Genomic DNA, 17,958 nt, shown 5'->3' on the forward strand with positions numbered 1-17,958 from the left:
GTTATCCTCCTTAATTAAAAACTTTATGTTAATTGAATATTAATCACCAAAAATAACTTCTCCACTTGCAAACCCTTCTATTATTGCAAGTGATTCTAATTGTATCCCTTTACTTTGAACAATTTCTCTTCCCCTCTGGAATTTTTTCTCTATTACAATTCCTACACCCTCTGCCGAAGCACCTGCTTGTTCAACAATATTTATCAATCCTGATACAGCACTTCCACTAGCTAGAAAGTCATCTATAATAAGTACATTGTCATTAAAGTTTAAATAATCCTTTGCTACCCTAACTGTATATTCCTTTTCCTTTGTAAATGAATAAACTCTTGCTTCATATGTATTTGAATCCATATTATTTCCTACATGTTTTTTCGCAAAAACTACAGGAATATTTCCAAAGTGTTGAGCAGCTATGCATGCAACACCTATTCCTGAACTCTCTACTGTTAATATTTTATTTATCTTTTTTTCTTCAAATCTATTTTTAAACTCTTTTCCTATTTCATTGAAGAGTTCTACATCTATTTGATGATTTAAAAAATTATCTACTTTTAATATTCTATCTTCTATAACCTTACCTTCACTAATTATTTTGTCTTTTAAAAATTTCATTATAATCATCCCTTCAACTTAAATTTTATTAAAATAAAAACTCCCTAAAAATAGGGAGTTTATAAAAGTTTATTATTAAATAATAGCAAACTAATATAAACACCCATAGCCTGACAATTTACGGTTGTCTGGTAGAAACGCCTAGCCCATATTACTAAGCTTATATGAGTGCGAACATTATTTATTTTACAAGTTCTAATATTCGTCATATTCATATTTGTTATTACTATAATATATCAATTTATTATAAAAATCAACACTTATTTATTATTTTATATAATATAAAAAAAATATTCCATGGCAATTAAACCATGGGATATTTTTATTAATTATATATATTTATGCCGCACTATTTTTTACTCTATCATAATATATATCTAAATCTACTTCTCCCTCAGAATTAGCTACGATGAGCGTTCCCACCGCATCTCCAGTTATATTTACAGTAGTTCTTGCCATATCTACTAGTCTGTCTATACTCAATACTAATGCTACTCCTTCTAACGGTAATCCTACTTGTTGCAATACCATTGATAGCATAACAACTCCTGCACTAGGTACACCAGCCGTTCCAATAGACGCTAATGTAGCCACTAATATTATCATTATTTGCTGTTGAATGGATAAATTTGTTCCATAAATTTGTGCTATAAATAAGGCTGCTACTCCTTGCATTATGCCTGTCCCATCCATATTTATAGTGGCTCCCAGTGGAATAGTAAAACTAGCTACTGATTTTGAAGCTCCAAATTTTTTTTCACATGTTTCTAAGTTAAGTGGAATAGTAGCATTACTACTTGAAGTACTTAATGCCATAACCATTACTGGCCAAAACTTTTTAAAAAATTTAATAGGATTTAACTTTCCTATAAGCCTTAATGCTCCCCCATACACAAATAACACATGAATTGCCATTACAAGAAGACATACAAGAAAATATTTTAATAATGGTATTAAAACTTTTAGCCCTTGATTCATAACTACACCTGATATAAGCGCGAATACACCGTATGGTGCTATATTCATAATTATACCAATCATTTTTAAAAGAACAGAATTTACTTGATTCATTATGTTTAATAAAGGTTTTACCTTTTCTCCTATTAAAGTCATAGCAGTACCAAAAATTATAGCAAAGACTATTATTTGTAGCATGTCCCCTTTAACCATAGCTTCAATAGGATTAGTAGGAACCATATTAACAAAAATATCCATCAAAAATGGAGCCTGAGCGGCTTTAACAGAAGTTGCTGCAGGTAGCTTTACCCCAACTCCTGGTTTAAGTACATTGGCTAATAATAAAGCTATACTAACAGCAAAAGCCGTGGTACACATATAAAAAATAAAAATTTTCCCACCAACTCTTCCAAGCTTTTTAACATCCCCAACACTAGCTGAGCCACATATTAATGAAAATAATACTAAAGGTACTACTAACATTTTTATAGCCCTTAAAAAAACATTTCCTACAGGATTTAGTATCCATTTACTTAAAACATCATTAGCTGCCTGTGGGAAAAAAATATTAGCTACAAGTCCAAAAACTATACCAGTAACTAAAGCAAAAAGAATTTTTGTTGTAATAGAAATTTTTTTCTTATGCAAATCGCTTCTCACCTCTGAAGATCATTTTTTCTTAAAGTTTCATTTAACAAAGTATATAATAACAAATTTCAAGGTAATTTGCAAATATTAATCCATGCAAAGTTTAATATTCGTAATACTCTTACAACTAACTGCAATTTTTCTTTTTATAATATGCAGTATTGACATTATATTTCATATTATTTATAGTTTTTCCCTACTGAAACTAAAAATATGTCTATATCCATATTTTTATAATAAATCATTAATAAATATATATAAATCCATGAGCTACTTTTCTAGCCCATGGATTAAAATTATCCTATTCTTTTATTATTTATTCTTTTATTATTTATTCTTTTATTATTTATTCTTATATAATAAATCCATCATAGAAAATAAATATCATATTATTAGTTAAAAAACCTTCTAGGAATTTTAAGCCAAAACATAAATTGAAAAATAATCAATGTTCCCAAAAGGGAAAAGCTAAATCAAGGGTATCTATAAAATTATTTCGAAATATGTGTATTAAACCTGTAAATAAAATAGTTAGAGTAAAAATTAAAGCTAAATTTATAAAATCCTAATTAGATAATGTTTTATCCTCTTTATCTAAGAAGTTATCCACCAGTTTTTCAAAAGAGTTTATTTGGCTTATGTTTGGTACATATGTACAGGAACCACAAAAACATATAAAAAATACAGTATATTCATTAAATATAGTAAAAATATTGATAAAAAAAACTAGTGCAATCATTTTAAAAACTTTCATAATCTTAGAGTCTAACCCATCTATGACTACTTATTTAGCCAGGAGTCAAACCAATAGACATATAGTTATCTTCCCCATAGTACCATGTCATAGTAAGTACCCCATTTCCTAATATAAATCCTGCAACATCCATTGCGAACCAACACCACTCATATCTATAACTTTAGCTACACCTTTAGATAGCTTATTTGGTAACATTAAACGCATGCCTGATTTATTAGACTCTTTTAAGTATAAATCATACATTTCGCTTTCTGTAAAACCAATTTTACTTAACTCATTATAATAACAACCACTTGAGAATATGTTTTATCTTTAATCTCAAGGATACTTTTACATAATATATATTATATAATTTTATTATTTATCATAATATTTATGAATAAAAAAAGGCTTTGTAAGAAAACTTAATTTTCTAACAAAGCCCTTGTATATCAACCCTTGCGTAATGCCTATATATTCTTATGGTGCGCCCAACAGGAGTCGAACCTGCGACCTCCGGATTCGAAGTCCGTCACTCTATCCAGCTGAGCTATGGGCGCTTAAAGCGCATAAAAAAAATGGAGCGGGTGAAGGGAATCGAACCCTCGTAACTAGCTTGGAAGGCTAGCACTCTACCATTGAGTTACACCCGCATACTTTGGAGCGGAAGACGGGATTCGAACCCGCGACGTTCACCTTGGCAAGGTGACGCTCTACCACTGAGCCACTCCCGCAATATTATATATGGTGCAGGTGAAGGGACTTGAACCCCCATGCCACTGGCGCTAGATCCTAAGTCTAGTGCGTCTGCCAATTCCGCCACACCTGCATGTAAACATGTACATAATTAAAAATATATTGGTGGCTCACCGGGGAATCGAACCCCGGACAACATGATTAAAAGTCATGTGCTCTACCAACTGAGCTAGTGAACCATATGGCTGGGATGGCAGGATTCGAACCTACGAATGCGGGAGTCAAAGTCCCGTGCCTTACCACTTGGCTACATCCCAAAATATGGGGTGAATGAAGGGGCTCGAACCCTCGACAACCAGAACCACAATCTGGCGCTCTACCAACTGAACTACATTCACCATATGGTGCGTCTTAAGAGATTCGAACTCCTGGCCCACGGCTTAGAAGGCCGNGACCCACGGCTTAGAAGGCCGTTGCTCTATCCAACTGAGCTAAAGACGCATACTTTGGAGCGGGTGAAGGGAATCGAACCCTCGTAACTAGCTTGGAAGGCTAGCACTCTACCATTGAGTTACACCCGCATATTATTTAAATTTTGTGGTCGGGGTGACAGGGATTGAACCTGCGACCTCATGGTCCCAAACCACGCGCGCTCCCATCTGCGCCACACCCCGATTAACTTCGCCAGAAAGTTGTTTCTCTTTTTTTTCAGCTCCTGACGACATAAATTATTCTACACGATATCTTTAAATCCGTCAATAGGTAATTCGAATTTTTTTTAGTTTTTTTTAAAGTTTTTTACCTAATAGCTTTAATACTAGCATTTATTTTATTATTATCTATATTTATTAATGCCACGCTATTAAACCCATCCCTAGATAATACAGGGCTACCTGGATTAATAAACCATATACCTTCCTCATATATTATTTGTGATACATGAGTATGTCCAAATAATACAATATCTGCATTTAATTCTAATGCTTTGTACTTTAACCTTGATAAACTATGTTTAACATCATAATGATGTCCATGAGTTATAAAAAAATTTTGCCCCTCTATTTCCTCAAAAATATCTGATGGAATTGAACTGGAATAATCACAATTACCTTTCACATTAATTATTCTCTTTTTAAAAACTTTTTTAAACTCTTTTACATCCTGTATATTATCCCCTAAATGTATTAATAAATCTACACCTTTTAATTTTTCCATAACCCTTTCCATTATCCAGGTATGCCTATGTGTGTCGCTTACAACTCCTATTAACAATTTTACGCCTCCTGTATATATTTAATCAATTCCGTTTTTAGTTTATTTAATGCTCTACTTCTATGACTAATCAAATTTTTCTCTTTAGAATTAACTTCCCCAAATGTTTTTTTTAACTCTGGAACATAAAATAAAGGATCATATCCAAAACCATTAGTTCCCTTATTATCATATCCTATTATTCCTTGAACTTGTCCTTGAACCTTTATAATTGTATCATCGCTAATTACTAGTACCATAGCACATATAAATTTGGCCCTTCTATTATTCTCTTCTTTCATTAATTTTAATAACTTTTCATTATTCTTTTTACTATTACCATGTTCCCCTGCAAATCTAGCTGAATAAACTCCTGGCTCTCCCCCTAATGCATCTACACATAACCCAGAATCATCAGCTAAAACCATGTATTCTTCTTTATTATTCAAAATATCAAATATAGTTTTAGCTTTTTTATAAGCATTATCTATAAATGTTATCCCATCTTCCTCTATATCTATATCTATTTTCATATCTTTTAAGGAGAAAATTTCTATATCTATATCCTTTAATATTTCTCTTATTTCCTTTAACTTATCCTTATTATTACTAGCTAAAATTAATTTTTTCATAATATCACCATCCTATTTAATAACTCAAATAAATTTTAAAACAAAATTATATACTAAATTACATTATACCATCTTAGACGGAAATCTTATTTTTTCAAAATTTCACACTAAATAATATATTCTGCTATCATTCTTCATTTTACTAATATGTAAAATGTTTGTCCATAGCAAAAATTATATGGTACTATTTTCATATATATTTCATATTATTTATATAAGGATTAATTTTATAGTAGGTGTTATATTTGAAGTATATTGGTCCATTTTTAAGACTTAATAGTTTAAATAAGGAAAATATAGAAAGTCAACTTTTCTATTTTTCAAAAGAATCATTAAATCATATAGTATTTAACTCAAAATGTGGTTTAACAATTCCTGGAAAGGAATTAAAGCAAAAAAGTTACTCTGATAGTGAGGTAAATCTTTTAAAATCTATGTATCCAATTTTATGTGTATACAAAAAAGCTAACTCAAAATTAAAAACAACTAATGATAAGCTTTATTGGAATGACGAAAAATTCAAAAAAGAAATAACCGTATATAGTAATGCATTTATGACACTATCACTTTTAGAGTTATGTGATTATTATTCTTCCTTTAAAGAACTGGATAAAAGTAAGTATTTTTTTAGTGATATTTACTTAAATTTATCAAAAAAACAATTACAATTCTATGCTACTTACTTGAGAAATCTAGATGGAGTTTTCGTAGATAAAATAAATTCCTCTGATTCTATAGTAGGGGAATTAAAATTAGAAGATAAAAATAAAAAATTCAAATTTTCTAATCAGTCATTTATGATGTCAGCTTTTTACAAATGCTCTTTAAAAGATAATTCGAAAGAAAGTTCTAACTATAAAAATTTTTCATTAGATATACTTAATATGTTTCTTCAGTTTAGAGATGAATTATATACATTGCCGTTAGATGAATTATTACAATTATGTATGGGGTTGAACATATTTTATAAATACTCTCAAAATGAAGACTGTAAAAATCTAATGATAGATATTTCAGAACTAATAATAGAAAAGTACTCTAATAATTTAGATATATTAGGAGAACGAAATCTAGAAAATAAATGTTTATATTATATTGATTTATTTATGTTATATGAAAACACAAAAATATTAAAGTATAGAGATGTTTATAATAAAGTTTATACAGAAATACTAGACTCTTATAACGATGAATTAGGTATTTATATTAAACCTTCTGAAAAAGATAACTTAATATTTTCAGCTACTGAATTATCTTTATATATACTATCCGTAATATTGCATTGTAAAGAAGACAAAGATGACATACACTCTCGCTCTATTTTAACTAGTGTGTTTAAAAAACAAATAATTGATTCGGGTATAATTTTAAGCTGGCCAGATGCTCCACCTTTAAATGATAGAGAAAGATATAGAAATTTCTCATTAAATTCAGAAGATTTATTAGAGGAAGAATTCTTTAAATCTCAGTCACTTCCTACTCCTGAATCATCTGAGCAAGCTCCTATTTTTATAAAAAATATTAAATTTAGCGAGAAAAAACAATTATTTAAACAGGGTAAAACATCATTTTATAGTAATAATAATATGTTTATTTTCTTCTTAAATATTTTTTTATACAATTCATACCATTAAGTAAAATAATTTCATACTATATATTTTTTTTATGTGCATATACTAATATCATTAAAAGCATTTTACTAGGTTTCTACCAACTCAGCATAGGAGGTATAAATTATGGTAAACATAAATTGCTCTGAGAATTGTATTTATTCTATCGACGGTGTATGCACATTTGAAACTGTTAGTAACTTTTCTAACAACATAAATCCTGAACATAATTGTGCTTATTTTGTAGATAAGGAACACCAAAAGAACTTCCCTAAATTATAATTTAGGGAAGTTTTATAGTTGTTCAAAACGAATTTTATCTAACAATAAATCTCCATAGTAGTTTGTTTCCAAATCTACATCTTTTATTTTGCTTATGTATAACTTTTTTTTGTAAAGCTCTAATACTGGAAATTCTTCTTTTAAAATTTCTTCGCATTTGTTTAAAATATTTCCCTTTTTACTTTTATCCTTTTCTAATTTTGCTTTATATAATAAAGCATCATATTCTAAACTTCTAAAATTACATATATTTAAAGGATTTTTAGAAGAATATTTATTAAGATAATACTCTCTACTACTATCTTTTTTTAATTCTACCAAGGCCATATCATAATTATTTTTATTTAGTTTTTTATTAAATTCATCATTTGAACAACCTAATAATTCTACATTAAAGTTTTTAATTTTTTTTAAATCTAGAGCTATTTTCTCACATACCCGTTTATCTTCGCTATTATTTAAATAAATTAATGTTATTTTTTTATTTGAATAATCTCTTCTTTCAAGGGATCCTGTTTTGGCGTCTTCCTTATATTTTACTTCAATAGGTATAGCTGTACTATTTAATACATCAGTACAAATCTTTTTCCTATCTATAGATTGATTAATATCCTTTTTAAATCTTAAATCTGCCAAGTTTGACCTTTTCGAATTGAAAATTAATGCTTTTGTATAGTTAATTTCTTGTTGGTAAATTTCATTGTTATTGATTAATCTACTTATTTCATTAATAAGCGGATCTTTGAATATGTCTATTTTTTGTGCTTTAAAAGCCGCCATTAGTTCCTCTGAATTATTATATTTTGTTACTTCTATAATATCATTATACACTTGAGCTTTACCCCAATAGTTATCATTTTTCTTTAATACTATATTTTTATTATTAATTTGTAATATCTTATATGCACCTGAGAATTTTATATTCTTAAAGTTCTTTTCCCATTGGTATAAATTATCATTTATATCTCTTAAAGAATATCTAGGATTAGATATAATATCCAAAAAATAACTACACGGATAATTTAGTCTAATTTCTAATGTATGCTTATCTAAATCCTTTATAGCTACATTGCTAAAATCCTTTAAACCTTTTCTGTAGTTTTCTAAACCAAATATACAGAAAAGCTCATAATCAAATGAATTTATAAAATCTTTTGCCATGATTTGAGAAAAAAAAACTTTAAAATCTTCTGCAGTTATCTCTTCTCCATTACTCCATTTTGCATTATTTCTAATTTTGAATTTATATACAGTATGATCTTTATTATTCTCAAACTTTTCAGCTAAGGAAGGAATTATATTACCTCTACTATCTTTCTTTACTAATCCATCAAATAATGCCTGTTGCAACTCTTCGTCCTTCTGCTGACTATCATCAAACATATTTAAAGTAGTTGTATTTTTTATAGTTCCATATATAATGGAATTACTTTCTCTCTTAATTTTATTATTACTTACTTTCTTCTCTACGCATCCATTAACAAATAAAAATATAATTATAAAGAATGAAATAAATTTCTTCATAATGTTCTCCTATATTCCGCATTAGTTATACTATATAAATTATTTCCTTAATAAATAAAATTAAACATATTAATTTAATTTATTCAATTTATGACGGTAAATATTTAAATAATTTTAATCTGTTAACTTTAAATTCATCCTCAGCTTTACCATATATACCTAGTTGATCTTTTATAAAATCATATTTATCAATAAGTTTTATTTTTCTGTACGTAGGCATTACAGAGCATCTTTTTCTTATGTTCATATCAAATACTCCAGTAGTTATATATACAGCTTTATTAATATCATTTTTATAAAGTTCACCAATAAAATTTTCAAACTCCTCTATAAAAATCATATCTTTCTTCGAAAATTTAAATAATATACTCTCTCTTTTTCCAATAATTTTTAAAAACAATTGTTGAGAATTTTTAAGTATTATTTCATACTCTATTCCACTATCCCAACATACCTTAGATATATTGTTTAATATATCCTCTATTTCTATTCTTTTAAGAATTGATTTTGCCTTAACAATTTCTTGTCTTCTAGCACTAAAATATATTTTTTTATATAAATTTAACATTATGAAACTCCTTAAATATTGTTATACAATATTATATGTAAAAAAAATATTTTTTTTACATATATTTTATTCAATTCCCCTGTGTTATAAACGGATTTTATGATATAATTATTAAGAATTTTCACTTTATGGAGGGAATTTATATGATTCTAGCTATAGAGATACTTGCTATCTTAACAATGTGTACTTTAACTTTTATTGCAGTATGGTCATTTATAACACTAAAACAAATTTTTAATCAGCTAAAATATAAAAATTATCTATTAGAAAAACTAAATCTACATATTTATACACTATCACAAAATATTTATCAAAATGATTCACAAAAACAGCCTACTAATCAAGATGATTAAAAAATACATTTTAATTAAAAGACCTTTCCTATTTTAAATTAGGAAAGGTCTACTATTTTAAAGTTTTGCAATCTCATTATTTACAAGTCTATTCACTATCTGAGGATTAGCCTTTCCTCTTGTTTCTTTCATAACAAGTCCTACTAAAAATCCAATGGCTCTCTTCTTACCATTTTTATAATCTTCTATAGATTTAGGATTTCCTTCTATTACTTTTTTAACTACCTCCAAAATGGCTCCTTCATCGTTATTCTGAACTAATCCTTTTTCTTCAACTATACCCTTTGGATCTTTTCCACTATTAAACATTTCCACTATAACTTTTTTCCCTATATTATTTGAAATAGTTCCTGTGGAAATTAATTTTATAAGTTCTGCTAAATTTTCAGGAGTAAACTTTAACTCTTCAACAGTAGTAGCATTTTCATTTAATAATCTAGATATATCTCCCATTAACCAGTTAGATGAGGCTTTAGCATCTTTACTTAATTTAGCAGTCTCCTCAAAGAAATTTGCCATAGCCATTGTCAAAGTTAATACACCTGCATCGTACTTAGGTATTTTATATTCCTTTACAAACCTTTCCGCTTTTTCATGTGGAAGTTCTGGAATAGTTTCTCTTATTTTTTCTACCCATTCATCTGAGATATTAATTGTTACTAAATCGCCTTCTGGAAAATACCTATAGTCATTAGCTTTTTCTTTACTTCTCATAACTATAGTAACACCATTTGTTTCATCCCATCTTCTAGTATCTTGTTCCAAATTCTCACCGTTTTTTACAGCCTCTACATGTCTACCAAACTCATAAGTAAGAGCTTTTTCTAAGGCCTTAAATGAATTCATATTTTTTATTTCCGTTCTAACACCAAATACATCACTTTTTTTAGGTTTTACTGATATGTTACCATCACACCTTAATGATCCTTCTTCCATTTTACAATCAGAAACTTCAATAGAAGCTAGTATACTTCTTAACTTCTGAAGATATAGTGTAGCCTCCTCTGGCGTCCTCATATCAGGTTTTGAAACTATCTCTATAAGTGGAACACCTGCTCTATTATAATCCACCAATGTACCTGCTTTAGTATGTAATAGTTTTCCTGCATCTTCTTCTATATGAATTCTTTCAATACCAATTCTTTTCTTTTCTCCATCTTCAAGTTCTATTTCTATATATCCTTCACTACAAAGAGGAATTTCATCTTGAGTTATCTGATAATTTTTAGGACAATCAGGATAAAAATAATTTTTTCTATCCATTCTACTTAATTTATTTATATTACAATTTAATGCAAGACCTGCTTTCATAGCATACTCTACTACTTTTTTGTTTAACTGTGGAAGAGATCCTGGTAATCCCAAACAAATAGGACAAACATGTGTGTTTGGCTTACCTCCAAAATCTGTTGTACATCCACAATATATCTTAGTCTCTGTAGAAAGTTCAGCATGAACTTCAAGACCTATTACCGCTTCTAATTCCATGTGTCTTCTCCACTCCTTTTTTTAAAATTATATCTGTGGCTTCATCTTATGCCATTGCGTTGATTGTTCAAAGCTATATGCTAAGTTAAATAATGTATCTTCCTTATAATAATCTCCTATAATCTGTAATCCCACAGGAAGTCCATTAACCATTCCACATGGTATAGACATAGCTGGTAATCCTGCCACACTTACAGGTACAGTATACACATCTGATAAATACATTGATAAAACATCATCCATTTTCTCACCTATTTTAAAAGCTGTAGTAGGTGATGTAGGGGATACTATTGCATCAAATTCTTTAAATATACGTTCATAATCATGTTTTATTAGATTTCTAACTTTTAATGCTTTTTTGTAATAAGCATCATAGTATCCTGCTGATAACACATATGTTCCAAGCATTATTCTCCTTTTGACTTCTTTTCCAAATCCTTCATTTCTTGATTTAAAATAAATATCCACAGCGTCTGTATATTTATCTGTTCTATGTCCATATCTAATACCATCAAATCTAGCCAAATTTGAAGATGCCTCTGCACTTGATATTATGTAATATGCCGCCAATGCATAATCTGTTAAAGGAAGTGAACATTCCTTTATTTCCGCTCCATTTTCTTTTAATACCTTTATTGCATCATCAATTACCTTACGTACATCCTCACTTAAACCCTCACCAAAAAACTCTTTAGGTATTCCTATTTTCTTTCCTCTAATATCTTTAGTTAATGATTTGCTATAATCAGGTACAATTACATTAGCAGTTGTAAAATCTTTCTTATCTACCCCTGCTATATTTTGTGTTAAAAGAGCACAATCTTCTACATCTCTTGAAAGGATTCCAACTTGGTCTAATGTTGAACCAAATGCTACTGCTCCATATCTTGATATTCTCCCATAAGTTGGTTTTAATCCGACTATTCCACATAAAGCAGCTGGCTGTCTTACAGAACCACCAGTGTCAGTCCCTAAAGCTAAAGGAGTCTCCATAGACGCAACTGATACAGCTGATCCACCAGAAGATCCCCCTGGCACTCTTTCTATATCCCATGGATTTCTTGTAGTTTTAAAAGCACTATTTTCTGTAGATGATCCCATTGCAAACTCATCCATATTTAGTTTACCCAAAATCACACCATTTTCATTTTTAATTTTTTCAATTACATGAGCGTCAAAAGGAGCTTTATATCCTTGTAGCATCTGAGATGCGCATGTGTTCTGCATACCTTTTACACTTATATTATCCTTTATAGATACTGGCACTCCACCCAGCCCAGTTAATTCTTCACCCTTTGCAACCTTTTCATCTAATTTTTTAGACATATTTAGTGCTTCTTCTTTTCCTGTATATAAAAATGCACCTAATTTTTCATCTACTTTATCTATTCTACCTATATAACTTTTAACAACTTCTTCTACTTTAACTTCTTTATTATTAATCTTTTCCTTCAGCTCATGAGCTGTAAGTTTATATAGTTCCATTATGTAATTTCCCTCCTCTTTATGTAACTTATATATTAACCTTCTATTATTTGTGGTACTAATACATACTCTTCTAACTTTTCAGGGGCATTTTCTAGTACACTATCCAATTCCATAGATTGTTGTATTTCATCTTCTCTAAACTTATTTTCAATATAATATGGATTTACTATTATATCCATATCTTCTGTATCCAACTCATTTAACTTTTCCATATAACCCAATACCTTATTTAGATCTTCTATTAATTCTTCTTTTTCTTCTTCTTTTAGCTCTATTCTAGCCAATTCAGCTACATATTCAACATCTCGTCTTGAAACTGACATAATATTCCCTCTCTTTCCACTTATAAATTAATATAACATTTGTAAATATTAACAAATGAAATAATTCAAAACCTTTCCTTATAAAGTTATACTATTTTGTGAATAACAACTATATTGTATCATAAAAATTATTTTTTATATACTAACAGAGTAGCATAAAAAGATACCAACATTCATAGAATATTGGTATCTTAAAAGTACATTTTTAATACACTTTCATAAATATAAAGAACACTGCACAAACTGCAAATAACATGCATATAACAGGGTAAAGTCTATTCCTTACATTATTTTTAAAATCTAAAAATTTAATACACCAAACGCTCATAGTAAAGAAAATACACCATTGTAAAGTATAATAGCTATTAAAATATTTAACATATACGAATTGATACGTGGTAAGTATTGTTAATATTAAAGCCATTGTGGTAATGAATACCGAAAACCATCCTAATAAATTTATTGCTTTTTTCATTTTCTCTTCCTCCAATTTAATGTAATTGGACTAATTGTTAATTAGTTTCTCAAATTCTTCTTCGTTAATAACCTTTACTCCCAATTGTAATGCTTTATCATATTTAGAGCCCGGTTCTTTTCCAACTAATACATAATCCGTTTTCTTGCTTACACTACTAGACACCTTAGCACCTAAAGACTCTATTTTTTCTTTAATACTATTTCTACTATAATTATCTAATGCACCTGTAACTACTATTATTTTATCCATAAATTCACTATTTTGTGTTACTTTTTTTTCTTCCATAATAGGAGTTATTCCTAAATCCAATAATTCCTCTATACTATTCACTATTTTTTCTTGTTTAAAGAAATCTATAACACTTCTAGCCACAATATCCCCAATATCTCTTATATTTATTAAATTTTCATAATTAGCACTTTTTATATTTTCCAATGTTTTAAAATTTTCCGCCAAATCCTTAGCAGTTTTTTTACCAATGTTAGGTATCCCTAGTGCATATATAAATGATGACAAATCAGGATTTTTGCTATTTTCTATAGCATTTATTATATTACTCGCCTTTTTTTCTCCGAATTTATCTAAAGTTAATAGTTGTTCCTTTTTTATTCTATATAAATCTGGTATGGACTTTATATTTAATTTTTCGAAAAATTGTTCTGCTGTCTTTTCACTAAACCCCTCTATATTCATAGCCTCACGACTGGCAAAATGAACTATACTTTTAACCATTTGCGGCTTACATGATAATGTATTCTCACAAAAGTAATGAACACCTTGTTGTATAAGTTCACTCCCACAATAAGGACAATACCTAGGCGCTTCTATTTCTTCACTATCTTCTAATGATTTTTCAACTACTCCCATTATTTCAGGAATTACATCATTAGATCTTCTAATAAAAACCTCACAGCCCTTTTTAACCCCTTTTCTATTAATGTCATCTAAATTATTTAAAGTAGCTCTTTTTACGGTGGCTCCTGCCAATTCAACTGGTTGTAAAATAGCTGTTGGGGTAACCCTTCCACTTCTACCTACATTCCATTCTATGTCTAAAAGAGTTGTTGTGGTTTCCTGGGCCTCGAATTTGTATGCAATTGCCCATTTAGGGAACTTAACTGTATAACCTAAAAGTTCTCTTGTTCTTATATCATTTATAACTATAACTAATCCATCTATATCATATTCTAAATCTTCCCTAACACTGTCTATATTATAAATTTCTTTTGTAATATCTTCAATAGTATTACACTTTTTAATATATGGGTCTACAGGTAATCCCATGCTTTTTATAAAATCCATCATTTCTATGTAAGTATTAAATACTATTTTATCGCTATATCCTACGTCATAAAAAAACGCTGAAAGATTTCTTTTGGCAGTTTCTCTTAAATTTAGATTTCTAAGGGCTCCTGCCGCGCCATTTCTTAGATTTTTAAGGGGTATTTGGGAAACTTTGTTATATTCTTCAAATGCCCTTTTAGTCATTATAGCCTCACCATGCACTTCTATAAGGCTGTGATTCTTTATTCTCAAAGGCAAAGACTTTATTGTTTTTACTTGAGCGGTTATATCCTCTCCTACCACCCCAGTACCTCTTGTAGCTCCCTTAACTAATATTCCTTCATTATCATAAGTACAATTAATAGTTAGACCGTCAAATTTTTTAGTAATAACATAAGTAATATCTGGAAGCTTATCTTCATGTTCTAAATTATATTGTTTCACAAATTTTAAATTTCTATTATGCCATTCTTTCAAAGTTTCAATATCTTGAGCCTTATCTAGACTCCATAGTTTCCCCTTATGAACATACTTTTGGAATTCTGCCATTACATTATCACCCACTCTTTGAGTAGGTGAATATAGAAGAATTATTCCCGTCTCTTTTTCTAATTTAACCAATTCATCATACTTTTTATCATATTCCTTATCTGATACTGTTGGATTATCTAAAACATAGTATTCATAAGCATATTTATTTAATTCTTCTACTAGTTCGTGTATTCTTTTGTTCTTATCTTGTTCCAACTCAAGCCCTCCTTAAACCGCTTCTAAAGGTGCAACACCAAGCATTAGTATTTTTACTCCCATACTATCAAAGGCTACTGTTAGTTTTATATCATTTCCATTTTGCACTGCACTAACTATAGTCCCTATCCCAAACTTACTATGTCTAACCTTATTTCCTGGTCTAGCTTCTTTAGCTGTTAACCTAGTCTTTTGTTTGGTACTGGTGTTACTTGAAATAGAACTAGATATAGAACCATCATTAACAATATTATTCGCTCTACTATTATATACGTTATTACCATAATTAAAATTATTAATAGTTGAATTTTTTCTAACCCCGTTTAAAAACTCTTTTAAATCTGATGATATCTCTTGTATAAAATCAGACTGAGCATATGCCACTGTTCTACCGAAAATTCTTCTACTTTCTGCAGAAGTCATATAAAGTTTTTCCTTGGCTCTAGTTATACCTACATAACACAACCTTCTAGACTCCTCCATTTCATCAAAATTATTAAGTGATTGAGTTCCAGGAAATATTCCATTCTCCATACCAACCATAAATACCACTGGGAACTCAAGTCCTTTAGCACTATGTACAGTCATTAGTACAACAGCATCTGCATCCTCATCATAATTGTCTATATCTGAAACCAACGTAACCTGTTCTAAAAAAGCCGCAAGACTTTTATCTTCTGATGAAGATTCAAAATCTACTGCTGCAGAAACTAACTCTTTTAAATTCTCTAATCTACTTAAATCTTCTACATTTTTTGATTTTTGTAATTCATCTATATATCCTGTTGACTGCAAAATTTCTTCTATTAACTTTGATACACCTATATCATCCTTAGTTCTTATAAAACTGTTTATTAAACTAACAAATTTATTAATAGATGAAGTTGCTCTTGTTGATAAGCCTATATTATCAATATCTAACAATGCACTATACATACACTCTTCCATAGAATTAGAAAAATCTTGTACTTTTTCTACTGTAGCATCACCTATTCCTCTTTTGGGTACATTTATTACTCTTTTTAAACTTATATCATCAAGAGGATTATTTATAAGCTTTAAGTATGCCATTATATCCTTTATCTCTTTCCTATCGTAGAATTTCAATCCTCCAACTATTTTATATGGAATATTACTTCTCATAAATATTTCTTCAAAAATACGAGATTGTGCATTAGTTCTATATAAAATTGAAAAATCCCTATAATTTCTATTTTCATCTTCCTTTATCTTTTTTATCGTATTGGCTACAAACTGAGCTTCTTGCATATCAGAATATGATCTATATATTTTTATTTTTTCCCCTTCACTATTGCTTGTTCTAAGAACCTTATTTTTTCTATTACAATTATTTTTTATAACATTATTAGCCGCATTTAATATATTAGCTTTTGACCTATAATTTTCCTCTAATTTTATTATTTTTGCATTAGGATAATCTTTTTCAAAATCTAATATATTTTTAATATCTGCACCTCTCCATGCATATATGCATTGATCATCATCTCCAACCACACATATATTTTTGTGTGATGCTGATAAAAGTCTAGCCAATTCATACTGACACTTATTTGTATCTTGATATTCATCTATCATTATATATTTGAATTTTCTTTGATAAAATTCTAAAACCTCAGGATTTTTCTTAAATAGTTCTACAGTTTTATATATTAAATCATCAAAATCTAAGGCATTATTACTTTTTAATTTTTTCTGATATAAAACATATGCATCTGCAATTTTATTCATCCTATAATTACTTTCACTTTCCTTTTTAAATTCATCTGCAGATATAAAATTATCCTTTTGAGAACCTATTTTATTTAAAATTTCTCTATCTTCTATATCCTTTTCATTTATATTAAGTTCCTTCATACATTGTTTTATCAAAGTCTTTTGATCATAACTATCATATATAGCAAAATTTTTATTATATCCAAGTTTATCTATTTCTCTTCTTAATATTCTTACACAGGAAGAATGGAAAGTAGATATCCACATATTATCTGCTTCGTTGCCAACTATATTTTTTACTCTTTCTCTCATTTCCTTAGCAGCTTTATTTGTAAATGTTATAGCCAATATCTGTGAAGGATATACCCCTAAATTTTCTATTAGATTAGCTATTCTATAAGTAAGAACCCTTGTCTTCCCTGATCCCGCTCCTGCTAAAATAAGAAGAGGACCCTCCACCGTAGTTGCAGCTTCATACTGCTCCTTATTTAATAATTTTTTTATATCCATATATTTTCACTCCCTGTTTATACTAATCATCATA

General features: G+C 28.9%; 17 protein-coding genes, 10 tRNA genes and 1 riboswitch. Of the genes, 3 read left to right on the plus strand and 24 right to left on the minus strand.

Going from position 1 to position 17,958, the window contains the following annotated elements:
- Window positions 1-39: 39 nt before the first annotated feature.
- The 16 genes from EJL03_RS04990 to EJL03_RS05060 form a co-directional block, all read right to left on the minus strand.
- Window positions 40-615 carry a xanthine phosphoribosyltransferase gene (locus EJL03_RS04990; RefSeq protein WP_125152862.1) on the minus strand — a complete coding sequence of 192 codons (576 nt, stop codon included), beginning with the start codon at window positions 613-615 and terminating at the stop codon, window positions 40-42.
- Between the two features lie 86 nt (window positions 616-701).
- Window positions 702-803: riboswitch (purine riboswitch) on the minus strand.
- Between the two features lie 151 nt (window positions 804-954).
- Window positions 955-2,220, minus strand: a complete 1,266-nt coding sequence (locus EJL03_RS04995) for a dicarboxylate/amino acid:cation symporter (protein WP_125152863.1) — start codon at window positions 2,218-2,220, stop codon at window positions 955-957.
- Window positions 2,221-2,785: 565 nt separating this feature from the next.
- Complete coding sequence (locus EJL03_RS05000; protein ID WP_125152864.1) at window positions 2,786-2,974, minus strand: hypothetical protein; 189 nt, start codon at window positions 2,972-2,974, stop codon at window positions 2,786-2,788.
- Between the two features lie 108 nt (window positions 2,975-3,082).
- Entirely contained in the window at window positions 3,083-3,220 is a 138-nt protein-coding gene (locus EJL03_RS15975) for a hypothetical protein (RefSeq protein ID WP_164509001.1), read from the minus strand.
- Between the two features lie 219 nt (window positions 3,221-3,439).
- Window positions 3,440-3,516, minus strand: a tRNA-Arg gene (locus EJL03_RS05005).
- 19 nt (window positions 3,517-3,535) lie between these two features.
- A tRNA-Gly gene (locus tag EJL03_RS05010) sits at window positions 3,536-3,609 on the minus strand.
- Window positions 3,610-3,615: 6 nt separating this feature from the next.
- Window positions 3,616-3,690, minus strand: a tRNA-Gly gene (locus EJL03_RS05015).
- Window positions 3,691-3,701: 11 nt separating this feature from the next.
- A tRNA-Leu gene (locus tag EJL03_RS05020) sits at window positions 3,702-3,785 on the minus strand.
- 30 nt (window positions 3,786-3,815) lie between these two features.
- Window positions 3,816-3,891 (minus strand) — tRNA-Lys (locus tag EJL03_RS05025).
- Window positions 3,892-3,894: 3 nt separating this feature from the next.
- Window positions 3,895-3,969 (minus strand) — tRNA-Gln (locus tag EJL03_RS05030).
- Between the two features lie 5 nt (window positions 3,970-3,974).
- Window positions 3,975-4,050: transfer RNA gene (locus tag EJL03_RS05035), tRNA-His, on the minus strand.
- Between the two features lie 4 nt (window positions 4,051-4,054).
- Window positions 4,055-4,153, minus strand: a tRNA-Arg gene (locus EJL03_RS05040).
- Between the two features lie 6 nt (window positions 4,154-4,159).
- A tRNA-Gly gene (locus EJL03_RS05045) sits at window positions 4,160-4,233 on the minus strand.
- Between the two features lie 17 nt (window positions 4,234-4,250).
- Window positions 4,251-4,326: transfer RNA gene (locus EJL03_RS05050), tRNA-Pro, on the minus strand.
- A gap of 124 nt (window positions 4,327-4,450) precedes the next feature.
- On the minus strand, window positions 4,451-4,924 hold the full coding sequence (locus tag EJL03_RS05055; protein WP_125152865.1) for a metallophosphoesterase family protein: 474 nt from the start codon (window positions 4,922-4,924) through the stop codon (window positions 4,451-4,453).
- Between the two features lie 2 nt (window positions 4,925-4,926).
- The gene (locus EJL03_RS05060; protein ID WP_243108654.1) at window positions 4,927-5,538 is read right to left on the minus strand and encodes an XTP/dITP diphosphatase; all 612 of its coding nucleotides are present in this window, start codon (window positions 5,536-5,538) and stop codon (window positions 4,927-4,929) included.
- A 242-nt stretch (window positions 5,539-5,780) separates the two neighbouring features.
- On the opposite strand from EJL03_RS05060, the gene EJL03_RS05065 reads away from it, so the two are divergent.
- Together EJL03_RS05065 and EJL03_RS05070 are read left to right on the plus strand one after the other, a co-directional pair.
- Window positions 5,781-7,169 (plus strand): hypothetical protein, encoded by a 1,389-nt coding sequence (locus EJL03_RS05065; protein ID WP_125152867.1) that lies wholly within the window; start codon window positions 5,781-5,783, stop codon window positions 7,167-7,169.
- A gap of 102 nt (window positions 7,170-7,271) precedes the next feature.
- A complete protein-coding gene (locus EJL03_RS05070; protein ID WP_125152868.1) occupies window positions 7,272-7,427 on the plus strand; it encodes a hydroxymyristoyl-ACP dehydratase in 156 nt (51 codons plus the stop codon).
- Between the two features lie 12 nt (window positions 7,428-7,439).
- On the opposite strand, the gene EJL03_RS05075 is transcribed toward EJL03_RS05070, so the two are convergent.
- Together EJL03_RS05075 and EJL03_RS05080 are read right to left on the minus strand one after the other, a co-directional pair.
- Window positions 7,440-8,951, minus strand: coding sequence for an ABC transporter substrate-binding protein (locus EJL03_RS05075; RefSeq protein ID WP_125152869.1), 1,512 nt, complete (start codon window positions 8,949-8,951; stop codon window positions 7,440-7,442).
- An 88-nt stretch (window positions 8,952-9,039) separates the two neighbouring features.
- Window positions 9,040-9,519 carry a hypothetical protein gene (locus EJL03_RS05080; protein WP_125152870.1) on the minus strand — a complete coding sequence of 160 codons (480 nt, stop codon included), beginning with the start codon at window positions 9,517-9,519 and terminating at the stop codon, window positions 9,040-9,042.
- A 143-nt stretch (window positions 9,520-9,662) separates the two neighbouring features.
- Here EJL03_RS05080 and EJL03_RS05085 point away from each other — a divergent pair, with 143 nt between their 5' ends.
- Window positions 9,663-9,872 (plus strand): hypothetical protein, encoded by a 210-nt coding sequence (locus tag EJL03_RS05085; protein ID WP_125152871.1) that lies wholly within the window; start codon window positions 9,663-9,665, stop codon window positions 9,870-9,872.
- Between the two features lie 57 nt (window positions 9,873-9,929).
- Here the strand turns inward: EJL03_RS05085 and gatB are convergent, their stop codons facing one another.
- The 6 genes from gatB to pcrA form a co-directional block, all read right to left on the minus strand.
- Complete coding sequence (gatB, locus tag EJL03_RS05090) at window positions 9,930-11,360, minus strand: Asp-tRNA(Asn)/Glu-tRNA(Gln) amidotransferase subunit GatB (RefSeq protein WP_125152872.1); 1,431 nt, start codon at window positions 11,358-11,360, stop codon at window positions 9,930-9,932.
- Window positions 11,361-11,387: 27 nt separating this feature from the next.
- A complete protein-coding gene (gatA, locus tag EJL03_RS05095) occupies window positions 11,388-12,845 on the minus strand; it encodes an Asp-tRNA(Asn)/Glu-tRNA(Gln) amidotransferase subunit GatA (RefSeq protein WP_125152873.1) in 1,458 nt (485 codons plus the stop codon).
- Between the two features lie 35 nt (window positions 12,846-12,880).
- Window positions 12,881-13,171 carry an Asp-tRNA(Asn)/Glu-tRNA(Gln) amidotransferase subunit GatC gene (gatC, locus tag EJL03_RS05100; RefSeq protein ID WP_125152874.1) on the minus strand — a complete coding sequence of 97 codons (291 nt, stop codon included), beginning with the start codon at window positions 13,169-13,171 and terminating at the stop codon, window positions 12,881-12,883.
- A 205-nt stretch (window positions 13,172-13,376) separates the two neighbouring features.
- A complete protein-coding gene (locus tag EJL03_RS05105; RefSeq protein ID WP_125152875.1) occupies window positions 13,377-13,646 on the minus strand; it encodes a hypothetical protein in 270 nt (89 codons plus the stop codon).
- Window positions 13,647-13,676: 30 nt separating this feature from the next.
- The gene (gene ligA / locus EJL03_RS05110; protein WP_125152876.1) at window positions 13,677-15,680 is read right to left on the minus strand and encodes an NAD-dependent DNA ligase LigA; all 2,004 of its coding nucleotides are present in this window, start codon (window positions 15,678-15,680) and stop codon (window positions 13,677-13,679) included.
- 12 nt (window positions 15,681-15,692) lie between these two features.
- Window positions 15,693-17,924, minus strand: coding sequence for a DNA helicase PcrA (gene pcrA, locus EJL03_RS05115; RefSeq protein WP_125152877.1), 2,232 nt, complete (start codon window positions 17,922-17,924; stop codon window positions 15,693-15,695).
- Between the last annotated feature and the right edge of the window lie 34 nt (window positions 17,925-17,958).

This window comes from Clostridium rectalis (assembly GCF_900626095.1).
GTDB classification, from domain to species: Bacteria; Bacillota; Clostridia; order Clostridiales; family Clostridiaceae; genus Clostridium_AS; species Clostridium_AS rectalis.